17 protein-coding genes are annotated in these 21,406 nt (G+C 69.4%); 5 read left to right on the top strand and 12 right to left on the bottom strand.

All coding sequences use genetic code 11. From position 1 onward, the window contains the following. The first annotated feature begins 64 nt into the window (after positions 1-64). Together ACP699_RS16240 and ACP699_RS16235 are read left to right on the top strand one after the other, a co-directional pair. Positions 65-1,516 (top strand): phytoene desaturase family protein, encoded by a 1,452-nt coding sequence (locus ACP699_RS16240; RefSeq protein WP_426172296.1) that lies wholly within the window; start codon positions 65-67, stop codon positions 1,514-1,516. A gap of 45 nt (positions 1,517-1,561) precedes the next feature. Further along, positions 1,562-2,605 (top strand): ATP-dependent DNA ligase, encoded by a 1,044-nt coding sequence (locus ACP699_RS16235; RefSeq protein ID WP_055870477.1) that lies wholly within the window; start codon positions 1,562-1,564, stop codon positions 2,603-2,605. Positions 2,606-2,626: 21 nt separating this feature from the next. Here the strand turns inward: ACP699_RS16235 and ligD are convergent, their stop codons facing one another. The 6 genes from ligD to ACP699_RS16205 form a co-directional block, all read right to left on the bottom strand. Further along, a complete protein-coding gene (gene ligD, locus ACP699_RS16230) occupies positions 2,627-3,700 on the bottom strand; it encodes a non-homologous end-joining DNA ligase (protein ID WP_426172294.1) in 1,074 nt (357 codons plus the stop codon). Between the two features lie 82 nt (positions 3,701-3,782). Then, positions 3,783-4,940, bottom strand: a complete 1,158-nt coding sequence (locus ACP699_RS16225) for an SseB family protein (protein WP_055870470.1) — start codon at positions 4,938-4,940, stop codon at positions 3,783-3,785. 62 nt (positions 4,941-5,002) lie between these two features. After that, positions 5,003-7,477, bottom strand: a complete 2,475-nt coding sequence (locus ACP699_RS16220; protein WP_055877421.1) for an ATP-dependent helicase — start codon at positions 7,475-7,477, stop codon at positions 5,003-5,005. A 105-nt stretch (positions 7,478-7,582) separates the two neighbouring features. Beyond that, a complete protein-coding gene (locus ACP699_RS16215) occupies positions 7,583-10,693 on the bottom strand; it encodes a lamin tail domain-containing protein (protein WP_426172291.1) in 3,111 nt (1,036 codons plus the stop codon). Positions 10,694-10,939: 246 nt separating this feature from the next. Then, positions 10,940-11,959 carry an ABC transporter permease gene (locus tag ACP699_RS16210; RefSeq protein WP_055877415.1) on the bottom strand — a complete coding sequence of 340 codons (1,020 nt, stop codon included), beginning with the start codon at positions 11,957-11,959 and terminating at the stop codon, positions 10,940-10,942. Further along, the gene (locus ACP699_RS16205; protein ID WP_426172289.1) at positions 11,956-12,915 is read right to left on the bottom strand and encodes an ABC transporter ATP-binding protein; all 960 of its coding nucleotides are present in this window, start codon (positions 12,913-12,915) and stop codon (positions 11,956-11,958) included. The genes ACP699_RS16210 and ACP699_RS16205 overlap by 4 nt, the downstream gene beginning before the upstream one ends. A gap of 89 nt (positions 12,916-13,004) precedes the next feature. Here ACP699_RS16205 and ACP699_RS16200 point away from each other — a divergent pair, with 89 nt between their 5' ends. Next, entirely contained in the window at positions 13,005-13,403 is a 399-nt protein-coding gene (locus tag ACP699_RS16200) for a YccF domain-containing protein (RefSeq protein WP_046748802.1), read from the top strand. A 33-nt stretch (positions 13,404-13,436) separates the two neighbouring features. Here the strand turns inward: ACP699_RS16200 and ACP699_RS16195 are convergent, their stop codons facing one another. Then, entirely contained in the window at positions 13,437-14,423 is a 987-nt protein-coding gene (locus ACP699_RS16195; protein ID WP_031205375.1) for a glycerophosphodiester phosphodiesterase family protein, read from the bottom strand. 90 nt (positions 14,424-14,513) lie between these two features. On the opposite strand from ACP699_RS16195, the gene ACP699_RS16190 reads away from it, so the two are divergent. Both ACP699_RS16190 and ACP699_RS16185 read left to right on the top strand, forming a co-directional pair. Then, positions 14,514-15,440 (top strand): Bax inhibitor-1/YccA family protein, encoded by a 927-nt coding sequence (locus ACP699_RS16190; protein ID WP_055870460.1) that lies wholly within the window; start codon positions 14,514-14,516, stop codon positions 15,438-15,440. 166 nt (positions 15,441-15,606) lie between these two features. Continuing rightward, complete coding sequence (locus ACP699_RS16185; RefSeq protein ID WP_021198885.1) at positions 15,607-15,879, top strand: GlsB/YeaQ/YmgE family stress response membrane protein; 273 nt, start codon at positions 15,607-15,609, stop codon at positions 15,877-15,879. A 79-nt stretch (positions 15,880-15,958) separates the two neighbouring features. Here the strand turns inward: ACP699_RS16185 and ACP699_RS16180 are convergent, their stop codons facing one another. The 5 genes from ACP699_RS16180 to ACP699_RS16160 all read right to left on the bottom strand — a co-directional run bounded on the left by ACP699_RS16180 (position 15,959) and on the right by ACP699_RS16160 (position 21,345). Further along, the gene (locus tag ACP699_RS16180; protein ID WP_426172285.1) at positions 15,959-17,254 is read right to left on the bottom strand and encodes an RNA polymerase sigma factor; all 1,296 of its coding nucleotides are present in this window, start codon (positions 17,252-17,254) and stop codon (positions 15,959-15,961) included. Between the two features lie 13 nt (positions 17,255-17,267). Then, positions 17,268-17,693 (bottom strand): YciI family protein, encoded by a 426-nt coding sequence (locus tag ACP699_RS16175; protein WP_017828299.1) that lies wholly within the window; start codon positions 17,691-17,693, stop codon positions 17,268-17,270. Between the two features lie 159 nt (positions 17,694-17,852). After that, positions 17,853-19,259, bottom strand: a complete 1,407-nt coding sequence (locus ACP699_RS16170; protein ID WP_426172284.1) for a glycosyltransferase — start codon at positions 19,257-19,259, stop codon at positions 17,853-17,855. After that, positions 19,250-20,836, bottom strand: a complete 1,587-nt coding sequence (guaA, locus tag ACP699_RS16165; protein WP_055870451.1) for a glutamine-hydrolyzing GMP synthase — start codon at positions 20,834-20,836, stop codon at positions 19,250-19,252. The genes ACP699_RS16170 and guaA overlap by 10 nt, the downstream gene beginning before the upstream one ends. Further along, a complete protein-coding gene (locus ACP699_RS16160) occupies positions 20,833-21,345 on the bottom strand; it encodes a DUF3817 domain-containing protein (RefSeq protein WP_055870449.1) in 513 nt (170 codons plus the stop codon). The genes guaA and ACP699_RS16160 overlap by 4 nt, the downstream gene beginning before the upstream one ends. Positions 21,346-21,406 lie beyond the last annotated feature (61 nt).

Genomic DNA, 21,406 nt, shown 5'->3' with positions numbered 1-21,406 from the left:
GGATCGCACGCCCGGAGGGGTGCGTTCGACCGTTTTCCGCTCGTATACGTGCCAAACTGACGTCATGGCCCAGGCGACGATCATCGGCTCCGGCCCGAACGGGCTCGCCGCAGCCGTCACGCTCGCCCGCGCCGGCTACCGGGTGCGAGTGCTCGAGGGCGCCGACACGATCGGCGGCGGCGTGCGCACCAGCGAATCCACTCTTCCGGGGTTCCGGCACGACGTCTGCTCCGCCGTGCACCCGGCCGCCCTCGCCTCCCCGTTCTTCCAGGCGTTCGGCCTCGACCGGCGCATCGAGTGGATCCGCCCCGAGGCCTCGTACGCCCACCCGCTCGACGACGGACGCGCGGCGATCGCCTGGCGCGACATCGAGCGCACGGCGGCCGCGCTCGGAGTCGACGGCTCCGCCTGGACCTCGCGCCTGCGTCCGCTCAGCACGCACATCGACGGCGTCGTCGACTTCACCGGCAATCAGCTGCTTCGCCTCCCCCGCGACCCGGTGACCGCCGCCCGCTTCGCGATCCGCATGCTGGACCAGGGAACCCCCCTGGCCGCTCGCGCCTTCCGCACCGAAGAGGCTGCGGCTCTGCTCTCGGGGGTCGTCGCCCACGCGAACTCCGCCCTGCCCTCGTTGGCGGGTGCCGCCGCCGGCCTGCTGCTCGCCGCACTCGGGCACGCGGGCGGCTGGCCGTATCCGCGGGGCGGAGCGCAGCGCATCGCCGACGCGATGGTCGCCGACCTCGAGCAGCACGGCGGCACGGTCGAGGCGGGCACGCCCGTCTCCGACCTGGGGACTCTGGACTGGGGCGATCCCCGTCGCGGGGACCTGCTGCTGCTGAACACCTCACCGCGGCTCGCGCTCACGCACCCCGACGTTCCTGCGGGTTACGCCCGTGCGCTCCGTTCGTACCGGTACGGGCCGGGAGCCGCGAAGGTCGACTTCGCCCTCGACGGACCGGTCCCGTGGGCGAACCCCGACGTCGCCCACGCGCCGACCCTGCATCTGGGCGGCACGCGCGCCGAGGTCTGGGCGAGCGAGAACGCCGTCGCCGCCGGACGAGTGAGCGCACGGCCCTATGTGCTCGCCGTGCAGCCCTCGATCCTCGACGATTCCCGCGCTCCCGCAGGCAAGGCGGTGCTCTGGGCCTACATCCACGTGCCGCCGGGATCGGACCTCGACCCGACCGAGTCGATCACCGCGCAGGTCGAGCGCTTCGCACCGGGCTTCCGCGACCTCATCCTCGCGCACCACGCGGTGCCGGCATCGTCGCGCGAGGCGGTCAACCCCACGGAGATCGGTGGCGACATCTCCGGCGGAGTGTTCGACATGCGCCAGGCACTGCGGCGCCCGACCCTCTCCCCCGCCCCCTGGCGCACACCGATGCACGGTGTGTATCTGGCATCAGCCGCGACACCTCCGGGTCCGTCCGTGAACGGCATGGCCGGTTGGCACGCTGCCCGCACAGCTCTGCGGGATGCCGGTGAACCTGCAACCCTGGCCGACCTCTTCGACTGATCCCCTCCCCTTCCGCCGCGGATCGCCTGCGGCCAGGATGGGACCATGCGCTACGAGATCCCGGCTCCGATGCTCGCCAAGGCGGTGCCGGCGGTACCCGACCCGGCGAAGACCCCCGGCGGCCTGCTGTACGAGCCGAAGTGGGACGGATTCCGCGGGCTCATCGCCTGGGACGGCGAGACGGTGGAGATCGGGTCGCGCGGCGCGAAGCCCCTGACCCGCTACTTCCCCGAACTGGTCGAGGCGATCCCCGATCTGCTTCCTGGACCATGCCTGCTCGACGGCGAGATCGTGGTCGCCACCGGGGCCCACGGATCGCAGCGCCTGGATTGGGAGGCGCTGAGCCAGCGCATCCACCCCGCGGCTTCACGCATCGCGAAGCTCTCCGTCGAGACACCTGCGATGTTCGTCGCCTTCGACCTGCTCGCCTCAGGGGAAGACGATCTGCTCGCCGAGTCCTTCGAGACCAGGAGGGCACGTCTCGAGACTCTCATGGAGGGCGTCGAGCATCCGCTGCACCTCACGCGCACGACCCGTGATCGGGATGCGGCGGTGCGCTGGCTCGCCGAGTTCGAGGGCGCGGGTCTCGACGGCGTCGTCGCGAAGCCGCTCGACCAGCCCTACGCCCCGGGCAAGCGCACCCTGTTCAAGATCAAGCACGCCCGCACGGCCGACGTCGTCGCGCTCGGCTACCGCATCCACAAGTCCGGTTCAGGAGTCGGCTCGCTCCTGGTCGGGCTGTACGGCGGCGACGGAGTGCTTCGTCAGGTCGGCGGAGTGGCGGCGTGGAGCGACGCCCGCCGACAGGAGCTCGTCGAGGAGCTCGCCCCGCTGGTCGAACGTGACGAAGCAGGAGACGCCGTGACCGCGGAGGGCGAGAGGTCGCGGTTCAGCGGATCGAAGGATGTGAGCTTCGTGCGTCTGCGCCCCGAGCGGGTGCTCGAGGTGCGCTACGACCAGCTCGAAGGCGCCCGCTTCCGCCACACCGTGCAGTTCGAGCGCTGGCGCCCCGATCGCGATGCCCGCTCGTGCACCTACGAGCAGCTGGACACCGTCGCCGGCTACGACCTCGCGGATGTCCTGAGCTGAGCTGTCCTGGGCCGAGGGACGTCAGTCCTTCTCCGCCGGCGCGCCGTCGTCGTCCCAGTTCGCCGCCACCTTCTTGCTCGGCTGCACGCGTGGGGGCTCCCCCGGCATCTTGGGGAACTCCGGCGGGAAGGGAAGCTCTCCGAGCCCGTTCTCCCTGTCGCGCTCCCACCACTCCAGCAGCGTGTCGATGCGGCCCGGTGCGTCCTGCATCGCGGCCCAGGGATCGCCGACCTCCTGCAGGCGCTTCGGGATGCTGCGCACCGTGAACGCGGTCGGGTCGAGGCCGTCGAGCTCGTCCCACGCCACGGGTGTCGAGACGGTCGCGCCGGGAAGCGCGCGAGGGCTGTAGGCGCCGGCCATCGTACGGTCGCGGTTGGCTTGGTTGAAGTCGACGAAGATGCGCTCGCCGCGCTCTTCCTTCCACCAGTTCGTCGTGACCTGATCCGGCATCCGCCGCTCCAGCTCGCGGCCGGCGGCGATCACGGCATGCCGCACGTCCAGGAACTCGTGCGTCGGCTCGATCGGCGCGAACACGTGCAGGCCTCTGTTGCCGCTGGTCTTGGCGAACGCGTCCAACCCGGCCTCGCGCAGCACCTCGCGCAACGCGTGGGCGGCCCTCACGGCATCCGCGAAGTCGGTGCCGGGCTGCGGGTCGAGGTCGATGCGCAGCTCGACCGGGTTGTCGGCATCGGTGGCGAGCGACGCCCAGGGGTGGAACACGATGGTGTTCATCTGCACGGCCCACACGATCGCGCTCGCCCGGTTCAGGACGATCTGCGGATGCTGACGCCCACTGTTGTAGGTCACCATGACGGCGTCGACGAAGTCCGGGGTCCCCTTGGGCGGGTTCTTCGAGAAGAAGTCCTCGGCCCGCGCTCCGCCTGCGGGGCCGATGCCGTCGCGGAACCGCTCGAGCGACACCGGGCGGTTGCCGTTCGCAGCCAGGAACGGCACCGCCACCAGCTGCACGTACTCCGCCAGCTCCGCCTTGGTGATGCCGAGGTCGGGCCACACCACTCGATTCGGGCTGGAGAGCGCGACCTCACGCTCGCCATCGGAGTCGGCGACGATCAGGGTCACGCGTTCGGAGGCCATGCTCCGACCCTAGAGCGCCGCCCGGACAGACGGAACCCCGCGCGCCTCGACGGCGCGCGGGGTTCGCATCGGTCGCGTCGGATCAGTCGCCGAGGTCGACCGCCAGTACGAGAACCGGCGTGAGTGCATCCCGCTCGACGACGATCGAGGGGCCGGCCGAGTCGACGATCACGCCGGCGATGTCGGTGTGGCTGGTGAGCACCTTCGCCAGCTGCTCGGGCGCGAACGGGAGCGGACGGTCGCCGCGTCCCAGCGCGATGACCTCGAGCGGGTGCGAGAACAGCTGCAGGAATCGGCGGCCGTCGGTGGTCTGCGCCTCGGCGATACCGACGGGGCCACCGCCGGAGCCGTCGTTGACCGCCACCCACATCCGCTTCGTGGCGAGGGCTTCGCCGACCTTGACGACGGAATCCTGCTCGCGCGGGGCGGCGAGGATGCTCTTCACGGTCATGTCGACATCGGCCTGCTCGAGGGTCTTCTGCAGAAGCTCGGTCGGGAACACCACACGGTGCGGCGCCGAAGCGTTGTCGACGATGAGTCCGGCGAAGTCGCCGGACACGACCTGCTGCAGCACCGAGGTGACCGGCTGGGCGACGGCCGACGTCCCCGACGGGTCCGCCTCGAGCTGCACGGAATCGCGCACCGCGCCGGCCGAGCTGAACGCCAGCATGTACTGACGGTCTTCTGCGTCGCGCACGACGGCGACGGAGAGCGGCTTACCCTCGCTGATCTGTGCGCGCGCATCGCCGTTCACACGGATGTACAGGTGCCCCTGGAGCGCCTGACGCATCACGCCGAGAAGCTGGTCGTTGGTCGCGCCCGCTTCGATCTCGGTGAGGGCTTCGCGCAGCAGCACGTTGTCCTTCATCCCGGCGACGGTCTCTGTCTGCTCGGGCGGCATCGCGGAGGCGAGAGGCAGACGCCGCTCCTCTGGCGCCTGCGGCTGAGCGGTCGGAGGCGGCGTGGTCCGTGGTGCGGCGGGCGCCGCAACCGGCTGCGCGTCGGTGGTCGACGCGCCCTCTGCGCTCGGCAGCGCGACTTCGGGCCCGGCTTCCGCGCCGACGCCCCGGAAAGCCTGCACCGAGATGCCGATCGACGGTGCCGCGACGGGCTGCTCCGCCTCGACGGTGGGCGCGTCGGTCGGGCGCGTATCGTTCTGCGCGGCGTCGGTCTCGACGGCCTCGGTGGTGGGGGCGACGGCATCGTCACCGGACTTCTTGCGGCGGGAGAAGAGGGCCATATGAGCCAGCCTAACCGGCAATCCGACCGGTGCTTCGCCGAAGCGGAAACACCCGCGGCGGGCTAGATCTTCTCGATCGGTGCGACCTTGATGAGGAGCTTCTTCTGTCCTGCCGAGTCGAATCGCACGTGGGCGATGCGCTTCGCACCCTCACCCGTCACCGCGTCCACTCGCCCCTCGCCGAAGTCGACGTGACGGATGCGATCGCCGGCGGCGAGTTCGAGGTCTCCGTTGTCGCGCATCTTGGCCGTGACCCGGTTGGGGAACTTGTCCATCGCCGTCGACAGCGGCTTCAGGGAGTCGCGCCCCGGCAGCGACTTCACCGCGAACCGGTCGCCGGAACTCGAACCGCCGAAGCCGCCCTGGCGACGTGCGTTCAGTGCGCGCGACTGCATGCCGCCGCGCGAGTTCACATCGCCCGGCGACTGTCGCCAGTCGATCAGGCCCGCCGGGATCTCCTGCAGAAAGCGGCTGGGCATCGCGACAGTGACCTCGCCGAACTGCGCCCTCGTCATCGCGAGGGACAGGTGCAGACGCTTGCGGGCACGCGTGATGCCGACGTAGAAGAGTCGACGCTCCTCCTGCGGTCCACCGGGCTCGCCGGCCGAGATGCGGTGCGGGATGAGGTCTTCCTCGACGCCGGTGACGAACACGGCGTCGTACTCCAGACCCTTGGCCGTATGCATGGTCATGAGCGAGACCGAGCCCGACTCGTCGTCGAGGTCATCGGCATCGGAGACCAGGGCGACCTCGGTGAGGAAGTCGACGATCGTGCCTTCGGGGTTGTTGCGCGCGAAGTCGCGGGCGACGGCGACGAACTCGTCGAGGTTCTCGACGCGCGCCTCGTCCTGCGGATCGCGGCTCGCACGCAGTGCGTCGAGATACCCGCTCTTGCCCAGCAGCAGACTCAGGCCGTCGGCTACCGCGGTGGGCGGCGGCAGTTCGCCGCTGGCGGGTGTCAGGATGGCGGCGGCTTCGGCGAGCACCGCGTCGAGCTGACCGATCGCTGCCTGGATCTTCGGCCCGACGCCGAGCTGGCCCGGCATCGACAGCGCATCGCGGAAGCTGATGCCGTTCTCCTCGGCGAACCGGGCGATGGCCGTCTCGGTCACGTCTCCGATGCCGCGCCGTGGCTTGTTCAGGATGCGCCGCACCGACATCTCGTCGGCCGGGTTCGCGACCGCGACGAGATACGCGAGCGCATCCTTGATCTCGGCACGGTCGTAGAACTTCGTGCCGCCCATGATCTTGTACGGCACCGCGGAGCGGATGAAGATCTCCTCCAGCGCACGGGACTGCGAGTTCGTGCGGTAGAACACCGCCATCTCGGAGTAGGGCATACCGGCCCGGTGCAGCGCCTCGACCTCATCGGCCACGAACTGCGCCTCGTCGTGCTGCGAGTAGCCCGTGAAGCCGATGATGGGATCGCCGTCGCCCTTGTCGCTCCAGAGCTTCTTGTCCTTGCGGTCGAAGTTGTTGCCGATCACCGCGTTCGCCGCCGACAGGATGTTCTGCGTCGACCGGTAGTTCTGCTCGAGAAGCACCACTCGAGCACCCGGGAAGTCGCGTTCGAACTCGCTGATGTTGCGGATGTCCGCCCCGCGGAACGCGTAGATCGACTGGTCGGAGTCGCCGACCACGGTGAGCGAGGCGCCGGGCTCACCGGCATCCGCCGTGGGTGCGGGGTCGGGCTCGAAGATCATCATGCCGTTGGAGGCATATGGATCGGGGGCGGAACCTGCAGCCCCCGACACGGGGCGCGTGAGCTCGTGGATCAGCGAGTACTGGGCGTGGTTGGTGTCCTGGTACTCGTCGACCAGGATGTGGCGGAAACGGCGGCGGTAGGTGTCGGCGACCTGCGGGAACGCCCGGAACAGGTAAACGGTCTGCCCGATCAGATCGTCGAAGTCGAAGGCGTTGGCCTTCTGCAGCTGGCGCTGGTAGTCGGCGAAGACCTCGACGAAGACCCGTTCGGCTGGATCGCTCATGTTGGCCTGGCGCGCGTACGACTCGGCGTCGGACAGCTCGTTCTTGAGCTTGGAGATGCGCGACTGCACCGACGCGGGCGTGAGCCCGTAGGCGTCGGCCTCGTGCTCCTTGACCAGGCGCTTGAGGAGCGCCCGCGAGTCGCCGGAGTCGTAGATCGTGAACGACTTGGTGTAGCCGAACTGCTCGGCCTCACGGCGCAGGATGCGCACGCACGCGGAGTGGAACGTGGAGATCCACATGCCACGGGCGGCGTCGCCGATCAGTCCCTCGACACGCTCGCGCATCTCTCCGGCGGCCTTGTTGGTGAAGGTGATCGCGAGGATCTGACTCGGCCATGCCTCCCGCCCGCGCAGCAGCGAGGCGATGCGGCGGGTGAGCACGCTGGTCTTGCCCGATCCGGCCCCCGCGACGATGAGCAGCGCGGGACCGCGATAGGTGACGGCCTCGAGCTGCTGCGGGTTGAGGCCGGCGAGGAGATCGTCCTGTCCAGGGGCTCCCGACGAGCGAGGACCGGTGGTGGAGGGGACGATGAGAGGAGCTTCGGTCATGGCCTTATGAGTCTAGGCGTCGGCACCGACACCACGGCACGGGATCCCGGGGCGCAGACGGCAGGAGGAGGGGTGCGCGGTCGGCCTGCGCACCCCTCCTCCGGCTCAGGCGTCGCGTTTCCGACGGCGGACGGCCACCGCACCGGCGGTGAGGAGCATCAGTGCCAGGGCGACGGCCGCCACGGGGAGCTCGGAGCCGGTGGTCGCGAGTCCACCTGCACCGGTGCCGGTCCCGGCACCGGTGCCCGTCCCTGCGGCGATGCGGATGTCCGCCCAGCCGAGGATCCCACCGCTCGCGTCGAACACGGCGATCCGGTGCGCGCCGAGTGGTGCATCGGCGGGGATCGTCACCGCGATCGTGCCCGCGGAGGTGAGCGTCCCCGCCGCGATCCGCGACGGGTCGGAGTACATCCACACCGATACCTGCGCGCCCGCACTCTTCACACCGACGGTGACGGTGACCTTCTGCCCGGGTGTCGCGATCGAGGGGTCCACCGTCAGACCGTTGCGGTTGTCGTCGACGAGGCCGGTGCCCGGAAGCGGCGGGGTCTCACCGCCCGGGTTCTCACCGCTGGCTCCGGGGAGCGTCCCGGTGCGCAGCGCTTCGGACGCGAAGCCGTCGGCGAACCACCACACCGGACGCTGCCCGTCGACCGACAGCGAGGCCGGCGCGGTCGCGAAGCCCTCGTTGTTGATGTCGGGCATACCGGCGGGGCGGGCGTAGTGGGCGGTGCCCGGCTGCGCGGTGCCGTTCAGCGTGATCTCCGCCGAGCGGCCCTGGCAGCCGTCGTCGCACACGGCCCACAGCGTCTTGCGCACGCTGTCGTAGTCGAGCGCCATCACTCCGGTGAGACCGGGGGCGATCTCCGAGACCAGCGTCGCCGAACCGTCGGACCCGAGGGCGAAGGCGTAGACGTGGCCGTTGTCCTCGACCGCGACGAAGAACAGCCCACCGCCGTGACCGGCGTAGCTCTTCGGGTCGTACGCCGCACTCTTGCTGTCGTCGAAGAGCTTCCCGGCCAGCGCCGCGTCCGGCACCCACTGCACGGCCTCCATGCCGAGGTTCGCACCCACGGCCGGCAGCAGAGAGGTCAGATCCCATTCCTGCTGAGCGACGAGGTCGCCGTTCGAGGCGTCGGGGTCGACCTTGAGCACCACGTTCTGGTTCACACCCTTGGCGCTGTTGTCCCGTTCGGAGGCCACGTACACGAAGCCGTCGCCGTCGACCGTGATGCCCTCGGTGTCGGGGCCCGCGGCTGCCGGGTTCGCGGCATCCTTCTGGAAGCGCACGCGCTTGCCCGCATCCCATCCGTCGGCCTTCTCGACCGAGCCGTCGGCGTGCGCCTCGAGCTTCCAGATCCGACCCTCGCCGTTGTCGACCGCCCAGAGGAAGGCGCCATCGGCGGTCTCCTGCACGTCGAGTCCTGAGCTGTCTTCGAGGAACGTCGGGATGCTGTCGACCACGCGCACGTCGGCAGAGCCGGGCCACGTCGCCACCGCGATCTCTCCCGCGCAGACGTTGGCCGCGCCCTTCGTGGATTCGGCCGTGCCGGCGAAGGCACCCGTGGTGTCGGGGCAGCGGCCCCAGGTGGTCGCCGCGTGGCCGTCGCCCCAGGAGGCCTCGTCGACGAGCAGGTCGCCGTCGAACACCCGCACCGCATCGCCGGCGCCGAGGCCGAAGCCGAGCTGGGCCCGCTCGATCACGAGGTACTCCCCCGCGCCGATGCTGGTGCCGGCCGGGATCGCGTAGGCGTGGGTGTCGTCGTCGTCCTTCACCACGATGCCCGACACGTCGAGCGCGGTGCCGGTCGGGTTGACCAGCTCCACCCAGTCGTCGGGCGAGCCGCCGTCGGATTCGACCTCGTTGATGCGCACGGGGTTGCCGCAGGCGTTGCGCAGTCCCTTGGTCGAGACCGCGATGTCGATGAGATCGCCCGTGCCGTCCGCACAACGGGCGAGGACGCCGGCGGCGTGCGCGGCGTACGTGTGCTCGTCGACCGTGTTGCCGTTCGCGTCACGGACGGTGACGGTGTCGCCGTTGCCGAGTCCGAAGACGAAGTTCGCCGGCTGGTCGAAGACGAAGTAGCCGCCCGGCTGCACGATCGTGCCCGCCGGCAGCGGTGTGGTCTCGGCTGCATGGCCTGCGGGGTCGTTGTCCATCACTGTCCAGCCGGACAGGTCGACTGACGTGGTGCCGGTGTTCACGACCTCGACCCAGTCGGTGGCATCGCCGTTCGACTCGATCTCGTTGATGACGACGTCGGGCATGACACACGAGTTCGTCGCCCCCGGAGTCGGTCGGGCGAGCACGAAGGCGCCGACGCCGTCCGGGCATCGCGCGAGGGTGGCTGCAGCGAAGTCTCCGTCGATCGCGGCGTGCCCCTGCCACGGCAGAGTGTCGTCGATCATCGCGCCGGAGGCGTTGTAGAGGCGGATGCGGTCGGCGCTGCCGATGCCGATCGGCTCACGGAACGCGGCTTCGACACCGCCGGAGAGACCCACCGTCCCCTCCTCGACGACGAGGAACTGTCCCGCTCCGATCTGCGTGCCGTCGAGGAACTGCCAGCGGTGGTCATCGGAGTTGTCGCGGATCTCGTAGCCCGAGATGTCGAGCGCCTCGGTGCCGGGGTTGTGGAACTCCACCCAGTCGGCGGGCTGCGAGTCGACCTCGTTGATCACGATGGAGCCGGCGACCGGTGCGACCGAGCAGTCGTTGGGGGTGCCGGGCGTGGCCGCCGTCGCCGGCGCCCAGGCCCCCGTGCCGTCGGGGCAGCGCGCCCACACCGACAACGGTGCGGTGTTCTCGTAGGCGTAGGAGTCGACCTCGGTGCCGCTCGGGTCGAAGAGCACGACCTCGTCGCCCTTGCCGAGCCCGAAGGCGAAGTCGACATCCTTCACGAGCACCAGGAACTCCCCCGGAGCCAGCGAGGTACCCTGCGGAGCCGTGCCGAAGCTGTCGCGCTTCTCATCGGCGATGGTCCATCCGGTGAGGTCGACCGTCTCCGCTCCGGCGTTGTAGATCTCGACCTGGTCGGCGAGACCGGTCGCCGCGTCGTCATAGACGATCTCGTTCAGCACGAGACTCGGAGCGGCCGAGACCGTCTCGGAGGGGATGCCGGGATCGGCACCGATCGCGGCGGCGGGAGTGGCGAGCAGGGCGGCGGCGCTCAAGGCGCACACCGCCGCGACCGCCGCTGCACTGTGCAGGCGGGGCATGGAGGACTCCTGGGTGGCTGGGCCGGCGGTCCCCGCTGGTCGCGGGGCCGACCGGGAGGGGACTCAGTCGGGTACCAGCCCAGACCACCGATCCCGCGTGGCCGCAGAGGATCCCTCGGGTGCACGGCAGATGAACGGGAGGTGGCGATTGCCCGCATCCTCCTCGTCAGCGCACTCGGTGCCGCTCCGGTCGCACATCCTGTCGCCTGCCGCGGCTCAGCGCGACAGGAGGTGCGACCGGAGCATTCAGGCGATGCGGGTTCCCGGAGGCAGACGTCGAGCCGGCGTCCGGGTGCGCGCCCAGGCGCCGGCGAACAGCGAGCCCGCGATGACGACCTGTACGCCGAGGCCGACGAACCAGCTCGGCACCGACGAAGCGATCACCTCTTCGGCCGTAGGTGTCTGGCCATCCCCGTCGCACGGGTCCCAGCGCTGCTCGAGCGGAGACTGCTGGGCGCTGCGCAGGCCGTACTTGATCTGACCGAACATGTCGACCGGATACCCCTCCGGCGAGAACTCGGTCGGGGTCGCATCGGCGAGGACGATGAACGGGTTCGCGGCGAGCGTCCACCAGACCAGGTCGAACCGCGGCACCTCCTGCGTGCTGTTGACCTCCCAGCGATCACAGTCGGGGTTGCCGTTGGCGTCGTACGGACGCGAATAGACGGTCGCCTCGCTGCGCACCGCCATGCCGCCGAGCCCGAACGCGATGAGCGTACCGAACACGAGCGCGGCGACGACCAGATAGGTCGTCGCGACCGAGAACAGCGGACGGGCGATGAGTCCGCTCAGACCCACGCCGATCGCGGCCACGATGATGATCTCCGCCGCGAGCACGAGCAGCGAGAGGAGCAGCACGACCGGGTTCGCTCCTCCTCCCAGCAGCGACAGGGCGAGGAAAGGCAGCGCGACGACGAGGAACGCTCCGCCGGTGGCGACCGCCGCGACGAGTTTGCCGAGCATGATGTCACCGGTCGATGCGGCGGTCACCTGCACCGCGGCGAGCGTCGCCGCATCCCGATCCCCGTTGATCGCATTGCCGCTGAGCGTCGGCGACACCAGCACGACGAGCAGCAGCACGATGTTGACGACGATCGAGTACACGCCTGCGCCGATGGCATCGCCCCAGGAGTACACGGCGAACGAGAGCCCCGTGACGCCGAGCAGCACCAGGGCGAAGACGCCGAGCAGCACGTACCAGCCCACACTGCGCAGGCGCTGGGTCAGTTCGAGTCGGGCGATGATGCCGATGTTCGCGAGACTCATGCGCCCGCCTCCGTTCCGGTGGGTGCCTGATGTGGTGTCGTGTGCTGCAGGTTCAGGAACGTGTGCTCCAGCTGGCTCTGCGCCGGTGCGAACTCCACGACAGGGAGTCCTGCTTCGACGAGATGCCGCAGGGCCTGCGCCGCGGCGTCCTCCCCCTCGAACCCGACGAGCACCGCGCCGCGATCCTGGGCGAGCGACTCGGGGGCGATGCCGAGGTTCGAGGCCACCTGCCAGGCGTCGGCCTTCATCCGCTCCTCGGTCGCGCCGGCGAGGCGCACCCGCCAGGCGCGCACCATGCTCCGCGCGGGAGCGGCATCGACGACGGCACCGGCGACGAGGAACACCGCGTCGTCGACGACCTCCTCGAGCTCCGAGAGGATGTGGCTCGAGATCAGCACCGTGCGGCCCTCCGCTGCGAAACGGCGCAGCAGCACGCGCAGCTGCACACGCGCCTCCGGGTCGAGGCCGGAAGCCGGCTCGTCGAGGAGCAGCACCTTCGGGTCGTGCACGAGGGCACGGGCCAGTCCGAGCTTCTGCTTCTGCCCGCGGGACAGCACCTTCGCGGGGGAATCGGCGAGGTCGGCGAGCCCGACGAGCGCCAGCAGCTGCTCGGCACGGACCGCGGCCTCGGGCTTGTCGATGCCGTACAGGCGAGCGGTCGTGACGATGGTCTCCCGCGCCGTGAGCGACGGCCAAGCGCCGAGAGCGTCCGGCATCCACCCGAGAAGACGTCTCGCCGCCAGCGGATCGACGGATGGATCGACACCCCCGATGCTGATCGTCCCGGTGTCGGGGGCGAGGAGGGAGGCGAGCATCAGGAGCAGCGTCGTCTTGCCTGCTCCGTTCGGCCCCACGAGGCCGGTCACGCGGCCGGGCTCGGCCCGAAGAGTAGCCCCCCTCACCGCCTGCACCGTCCCGAACGCTCTACTGACGTCTTGCACCACGATTCCGGTCATGCGGTCAGTCTGGCATCGGGGAGCCGTCGCACCCCGGACCTCGGGGCGGATGCTCAGGCCCACCCGAACACAGGTGACACAATCAGCTCATGCGCACGATCCTCAACATCATCTGGGTCATCCTGGCCGGATGGGCCCTCTTCCTCGGGTACGTCCTGGCCGGCATCCTGCTGTGCATCCCGATCATCACTATCCCGTGGGCGATCGCCTCCTTCCGCATCGCCGCCTACGCGATCTGGCCGTTCGGCCGCGAGGTCATCAGCAAGCCGACCGCGGGCGTCGGGTCGTTCCTCGGCAACGTGCTGTGGGTGATCCTCGCGGGGTGGTGGCTCGCGATCGGCCACATCGTCTCGGGCATCCTGCTGTGCATCACGATCATCGGCATCCCGATGGGCATCGCCGACTTCAAGATGGTGCCGGTCTCTCTCATGCCGCTCGGCAAGGAGATCGTCTCCACCCGCAGGGGCGCCTTCGACCGCACGCTCTGAGCGGGCTCCACGCACTCTGAGCCCGCGCGCAGGTCAGCTGCGGAAGAAGGCGACGCCCAGATCCGGATGATCGACGAACACGCCGTCGATGCCCTGGCGGGCGATGACTCCCCACTCCGCCTCGTAGTCGCCGTAGTCGCCGCGTCCACCCTGGCCGCGGAACTCCGCCGCGAGGAAGGCGTTCTCCGGGCGGCACGTCCAGGTGAACACCTGGAGGCCTCGTGCGTGCGCGTCGGCGACGATCGTGTTGCCGCGGTCGAGCAGCATCTTCTTGCTCACGCTGATGCCGTCGACGCGCCCGACGAGGCCGTCGAGTCCCTGAGCCTTCACCGTCGCCTTGTATGTGAGCGCGTGCGAGCCCTCGGCCGTCAGGAGGTCGTACGGACGTCCCGATGCCTCGATCAGATAGATGTACGACGCAGAGATCCCGCGCTCGCGCAGCTGACCGAGCACCGTCGACTCGAAGCACTCGATCACCAGCGGCAGCTCGCCCTCCGCCCATCCGGCCTCGCGCAGCTCGCGGTCGATCAGCGGGGCCAGGTCGAGGCCGATGCTCGCGAAGTACGTGGCGTGCTTGACCTCGAGCACCACACCGATCTCGCGTCCGTGCTCCGCCGACCCGTCGCGCACGATGTCGAGCACGTCCCGGAGGCGCAGGATCGGCTGGGCGCCGTCGAAGCTCGCACTCGACGTCCGCACCTCCGGCAGTCGTTCGCGGATGCGCAGCGTGGACAGCTCGGCCCAGGTGAAGTCCTCGCTGAACCAGCCGGTCAGCGCCTGCCCGTCGACGCGCTTGGTCGTCTTGCGGTCGGCGAACTCGGGGTGCTCGGCCACATCGGTCGTGCCCGAGATCTCGTTCTCGTGCCGCACGATGAGCACACCGTCCTTCGTCGCCACGACGTCGGGCTCGACCGCATCGACTCCCATGGCGAGCGCGAGCTCGTAGGAGGAGCGACTGTGCTCCGGACGGTAGCCGGGCGCACCGCGGTGCCCGATGACGAGGGGTGATTTCCTGGGCACGCTCTCAGCGTAGAACACCCCGTCGACGTCCCCTCCCGAGTATCGTTGAGGCAAGAGACCTACTACCCCCCTTTGGAGTGAGGCCCACCAATGAGCAACTTCGCTTTCAACAACCCTGCTTTCCAGCAGCAGGACCCGCGCAACGTCGCGACGTACCCGGGCGGACCTCAGGCTGCCCAGGGCGCGCAGAATGCCTCGCTCCAGCACGGGGCGATGGACGCCGCCGCCAACGCGCAGCTCGAAGGCATGTACGCCGCCCCGCCGGCCGGTGCCATCGAGACCGACCGCATGTCGGTCGAGGACACGGTCTGGAAGACCGCCGGCCTGTTCGGCATCCTTCTCGTCACCGCCGCGATCGGCTGGGTGCTGACGCTCGGTGGCCTGGATGTGCCGAAGTACAACCCGTACAGCGACTTCCAGCCCAACATGCTGCCGTGGATCGTCGGCGCACTCGGCGGCTTCGTGCTCGCGATGGTCATCACGTTCACGTCGCGCAAGAAGGTCCGGCCCGCGCTGATCTTCGCCTACGCCGCGTTCGAGGGCCTCTTCATCGGTGGCATCTCGTCGTTCTTCGAGGTCATCTACCCCGGCATCGTCTTCCAGGCGACCCTCGCGACCGTCTCGGTCGTCGGTGTGACCCTGGCCCTCTTCGCGAGCGGCAAGATCCGCGCGTCGAAGAAGGCGACCAAGATCTTCATGATCGCCATGATCGGCTACCTGGTCTTCTCGCTGCTGAACGTCGTCCTCATGTGGACCGGCGTGCTGCCCGAGGGACAGGCGTTCGGAATGCTCAGCGCCAACATCATGGGCATCCCGCTCGGTGTCATCATCGGCGTTCTCGTCGTGATCATGGCGGCGTACTCGCTCGTGCTCGACTTCGACCAGATCCAGCAGGGCGTCCGCAACGGCGCTCCCCGCCAGTACGGCTGGCTCGGCGCCTTCGGCATCATGGTCACGGTGGTCTGGCTCTACATCGAGATCCTGCGCATCATCGCGATCGTCCGCGGCAACAACTGACGTCGCACGTCACGAGATCACGAAGAGGTCCGTCTCCCGAGGGAGGCGGACCTCTTTGCATACCCGGGGGCGTGCGCGCAAGGGGTTGGCACTCAGGCAGCGACATCGGCAATGTGGATGTCAGAAGCCCCGGCACCCCGGGGCTCCCGATCCACAGGAGCTGACCATGAGTTTTCTCGGCTTTCTTCTTCTCGGCCTCATCGCCGGAGCCATCGCCAAGCTGATCCTTCCCGGCAAGCAGGGTGGCGGCTGGTTCATCACGCTGCTCCTCGGCGTCGTCGGTGCGCTGCTCGGCGGCTGGCTCGGCAGTCTGATCCTCAACCGTCCGCTCACCGAGTTCTGGGACCTCGGCACCTGGCTCCTCGCCATCGCGGGTTCCATCATCGTGCTCCTGATCTACGGCCTGATCGCCGGTCGCGGCCAGAAGGCGCGCAGCTGACACACCGGGGAAGCGACGTCGTGCACGTCGATCCCACCGCTCGTCCCCCTCGGCAGCTCCGGCTTCCGAGGGGGACGAGTCATTTCTCGGCCCCGCTCGCCTTCCGCTCCAGCAGCGCCCGCTCCCGATCGTTGCCAGCGAGACCGGCGGCGACGACGAACTCGCTCCTCGCCTCCTCCTCGCGCCCGAGCCGACGCAGCAGCTCACCCCGCGTCGCCGGCAGCAGGTGGTAGCCGCGCAGTGCCCCCGAACCCGTCAGCTCATCGACGATGCGCAGCGCGGACGCGGGCCCGGTGGCCATCGCGACGGCTGCGGCACGGTTGAGCTCCACGACCGGCGACGGGGAGATGCGGCCGAGTGCCTCGTACAGGAGCACGATCCGGTCCCAGTCGGTCTCATCGACCGACCGGGCAACCGCATGACACTCGGCGATCGCGGCCTGCAGGCAGTAGGCGCCGCGTCCGCGTCCGAGCGCGTCCGCTCTCGCCAGGGACGCCCGCCCGCGCGCGATGCGGCTGCGGTCCCAGCGCCTGCGGTCCTGGTCGGCCAGCAACACGGGGTCGCCGTGGCGATCCACCCGCGCGGCGAACCGCGCCGCCGTCAGCTCCATCAGCGCCAGCAGTCCGTGCACCTCGGGCTCCTGCGGCATCAGTGCGGCGAGCACCCGGCCCAGGCGGATGGCCTCGTCACTCAGCTCCGGACGCATCCACTCGGGACCGCTGCTGGCGGCATGGGCTTCGTTGAAGATCAGGTACAGCACGCCGAGGATCGCACCGATGCGCTGGGCGCGTTCCTCACGCGGGGGAACCTCGAACGGGGCGTTCGCGGCGGCCAGCGTCTTCTTCGCACGGACGATGCGCTGTTGCACGGTGGCGGTCGGCACCAGGAAGGCGCGCGCGATCTCCTCGCTGGACAGCCCTCCCACGACACGCAGGGTCAGAGCGACCTGAGCCTCCCGGGAGAGCACAGGGTGGCAGGAGATGAAGATCAGACGCAGCACATCGTCGTCGACGGCATCCGGATCCCACAGCAGGTCTCCGCCCTTCCCCTGCTCCTGCTCGAGGTCGTGCGCGAGCAGGGCGAGACGCTCGTCGAGGCGCTCCTGCCGTCGCCATCGGTCGACGGCCCTGCGCTTGGCCACCGCCGTGAGCCAGGCACCGGCGTTGCGAGGAACCCCATCCGTCGGCCACTGCTGCAACGCATCGACGAGCGCTTCCTGGGCCAGCTCCTCCGCGAGACCGAAGTCGCCGACCATCCGGGTGAGAGCACCAACGATGCGGGCGGACTCGATGCGCCAGACGGCGGAGACGGCGCGTTGGGCAGACCCGGGGTCGGGTGCCGAACGCGCCGTCTCACCGTGAGCGGAAGCGTGCATCGCCGCTATCGCCTCACTGCTGGGCGCGCTGAGCCTGCTCCTCGCGCCAGCCGGCTTCCTTCTCGATCCACTCGTTGTCGGCGGGGAAGTCCTCGACTCCGGTCACCCTGCGCACCTCGAGGTACGACCCGCGTCCGAGAGGCGCGCGGCTGGCCCACTCCGCAGCCTCTTCGCGGGAAGAGACCTCGAGAATCCAGAAACCGTTGAACAGCTCCTTGGTCTCGCCGTAGGGGCCGTCGGTGATGAGCGGCTTCTCGGCGCTGAAGTCGACCACGAAACCCTCGGCGGCGTCGGTCAGACCCTCGCCGGCGACGAGCACTCCGGCCTTCATCATCGACTCGTTGTACTTGCCCATGGCCTCGATGACCTGCTCGAACGGCATCTCCTTGTACGCCTCGACGGCCTCGTCGGTCGCGCGCATGATGAGCATGAACTTCATGATGTTCTCCTTGTTCGAAGGGCCGTCTCTCGACCCTCTCATCAATGACGTCGAACGGGAACGGCCCGGATCGACATCATCCCGGAATTCTCTCCGAAGAAAGTTCTCGCGGGCGGTGCGGTGAGGGGTGGTCCCTCGACGACGATCGCGCGACGACGGTCAAGCGCGACGCGACGGGCGCGCGGCGGCATCGGCGATCACGGCGGTCAGCGCGTCGAGCGAACGCTGAGGGCTCCACGCTGCAGCGACCGACGGGGCCTCGGCGCTCAGCACCGCGAGTCGTTCCGGGTCGGTCAGGAGTGCGCGGATCGCCTCGGAGAGCGCGTCGACGTCGCCGCTGGGGACCAGCACGCCGCCGCCCTGTTCGAGCACGTCGCGGATGCCGTAGCGGGCGTCGTACGACACGACGGGCGCACCGTGCAGGAGCGCTTCCACGATCGACAACGGCTGCCCCTCGAAGGCGGTCGCGGTGACGATCATCGATGCCCGGTCGAGCACGGTCCCCGGTGAGTCGGTGTAGCCGGCGAGCAGCACGCGGTCGGCGGCGTCGAGCTCTTCGATGAGTGCCCGCAGTCGGTCCTCTTCGGGGCCTCCGCCCCAGATCTCCATCCGGGTGCCGGGAACGCCTGCGGCGACGAACGCGCGGATGGCATGATCGATGCGCTTTCCGGGTGCGAGGCGGCCGAGCACGACCACCAGGCCGTCTTCGCGCAGATCATCGCGGCGTTCGACCGGCGCGATGGGGTTCGGCACCAGGACGTGAGAGGCCGAGGAGCCGAACCGTGCCACCACATCGTCACGCTGCGTGGCGGTCGGCCAGATCACGGCGTCGAACCTGTCCGCCACGCGGAACCACCGCGTCCAGAGCGTGTTCATCGGCGCATCCGGGGTGTACGGCGCCTCCACGTGCATGGTGTGGATCGTGTGCAGGATGCGCACGCGCGGGTCGGACCAGTCGGCGATGAGTTCGCCCAGCTGTCGGGACTCGCAGATCACGATGATCTGCCGGTCGCCGAACGCGTCCGTCACCGTGTCGAGCCAGGCCCGGTAGAGGCCGCGGAACCCGTGCAGAGCCCCGGCCACCGCACCCGCGGCGTCGTACACGAGCACGGGCTCCTCGGTCAGGTGCCAATCCGGGTTCCCCGGGATCACCGGCAGCGCGACGAAGGGTCGCCCCTCGGGATCAGCCAGCACCCGGTACTCGACGTCGGGATCGGCGCTCACGGCGGCGTCGGCGGCGGCACGCAGCCAGTCGGCCGCTCCCCCGCCTTCCGCAACCGCTTCATCGAACAGATTGCGCAGACGCGAAGGGTCGGCGAGTGCGCCCTGCTCCGCGAAAGCCCGCCGGTGCTCGGCATGGTCGGCGGCTGTTCCCGGATCGAAGGTGAGCAGCTGCGGTCCTGTGCCGTCGGCGACACCGGCGGCGGCGAGCTGACGCGCACGTGCGAGTGTCGCGATCGTGTAGCCGCCGTCCATGCCGGGGATCAGCCGGCTGGACAGCACCACGTACGCGGCGTCGGGAAGTGCCGGCGCCGCGTCGGGGAGCGTCGCGCTCCCTACTCCCACTCGATCGTCCCCGGCGGCTTCGACGTGACGTCGAGCACGACGCGGTTGACGTCACGGACACCGTTGGTGATGCGATTGGAGATCTTCGAGAGCACGTCGTACGGCAGCCTGGTCCAGTCGGCCGTCATGGCGTCTTCGCTCGACACCGGGCGCAGCACGATCGGGTGACCGTAGGTGCGGCCGTCGCCCTGCACGCCCACCGAGCGCACATCGGCCAGCAGCACGACGGGGCACTGCCAGATCTCCTGGTCGAGACCGGCCTTCGTCAGCTCCTCGCGGGCGATGGCGTCGGCCTCACGCAGAATCTCGAGACGGTCAGCGGTGACCTCACCGATGATCCGGATACCGAGACCGGGCCCCGGAAACGGCTGACGTCCGACGATCGCCTCGGGGATGCCGAGCTCGCGACCGATCGCACGCACCTCGTCCTTGAACAGGGCGCGCAGCGGTTCGATCAGCTCGAAGTCGAGGTCGTCGGGAAGACCGCCCACGTTGTGGTGCGACTTGATGTTCGCGGTACCCGCACCGCCGCCGGACTCGACGACGTCGGGGTACAGCGTGCCCTGCACGAGGAACTTCACCGGGGCGCCGCCCGAGGCCTTGGCCTCGGCGACGAGGTCGAGCTGCACCTTCTCGAACGCGCGGATGAACTCGCGTCCGATGATCTTGCGCTTCTCCTCGGGGTCGGTCACACCCTGGAGGTGGCCGAGGAAGGTGTCGGCCGCGTCGACCGTGATCAGTCGCACACCGGTGGACTCCACGTAGTCCTTCTCGACCTGCTCGCGCTCGCCCTTGCGGAGCAGCCCGTGGTCGACGAAGACCGCCGTGAGCTGGTCGCCGATCGCCTTGTGCACGAGGGCCGTGGAGACGGCGGAGTCGACACCTCCGGAGAGGGCCGAGATCACGCGAGCGTCGCCGACCTGCTCACGGATGCGCTCGATCTGCTCGGCGATCACGTTGCCGCTGTTCCAGTCGGAGGCGAGGCCCGCACCCTTGTGCAGGAAGTTCTCGAGCACGCGCTGGCCGTGGTCGGAGTGCTTGACCTCGGGGTGCCACTGCACGCCGTAGAAGCCGCGCTCCTCGTTCGCGAACGCCGCGACCTTGGTCGCATCCGTCGTCGCGAGCACGTCGAAGCCCTCCGGGGCCTTGGCGACCTGGTCGCCGTGGCTCATCCAGACGTTCTGCTGCGCGGGCTGACCGCCCAGCAGTGTTCCGCCGTCACCCGTGATCACGGCATCCGTCGCCCCGTACTCACGCAGGCCGGTGTTCGCGACCTCTCCGCCGAGAGTCTGGGCCATGTACTGGAAGCCGTAGCAGATGCCGAGGGTCGGCACACCGAGGTCGAAGACCGCCGGGTCCAGGCGCGGAGCACCCTCTTCGTACACCGACGAAGGACCACCGGAGAGGATGATCGCGACCGGGTTCTTGGCGGCGATCTCCTCGGCCGTGGCGGTGTGCGGCACGATCTCGCTGTAGACACCCGCCTCGCGGACGCGACGGGCGATCAGCTGCGCGTACTGCGCGCCGAAGTCGACGACGAGCGCAGGGCGCTGCTGGGTCTCGGACTGTTCGGTCAACGGACACCTTCCGGGGCGGGGGCGGAAGTCTCTGCGGACTCCCTGGTGGCGAGATAGGTCTTCACTTCACGGGCGACGATCGCCTCCATGAAGAACGACAGCAGCGGGATGACACCGCCGAGCGCGAGCAGGATGAAGCGCGGGAACGGCCAGCGCATCAGGCTCCACATGCGGAAGCACGAGAACAGGTACACGACGTAGAACCAGCCGTGCGCCACGAGGATGAACAGCGACACGTTGAACCCGTCGCCGAGCGAGGTCATCTCGCACGAGTTCGTCCACGGGGCGAAGAGCGACCACCACTGGCAGTCGGGCCCGGCCAGGACGCCGGCGAACCAGAGCGGCCCCCCGGAGCCTCCGAGGAAGAGCTCGAGGTGGATCGGCGTGTACTTCAGCACCATCTCGGCGAGCAGCAGGAGCAGCATGACTCCTGTGATGATCGACGCGATCTGGTAGAACTTCAGCGCACCGCGGATCGCCGGAAAGCTGGCGACTTTCGGTTCGGGCATGCCTCCAGTCTAGCCGTCGGGAAATCGTGTCGAATCCGGTCGCCGGCGCATCGGAGAGGAG

The organism is Microbacterium sp. DWRC1-3, assembly GCF_049896645.1.
Classification (GTDB): Bacteria; Actinomycetota; Actinomycetes; order Actinomycetales; family Microbacteriaceae; genus Microbacterium; species Microbacterium maritypicum.
This window is presented reverse-complemented; position numbering and strand designations above follow the sequence as displayed.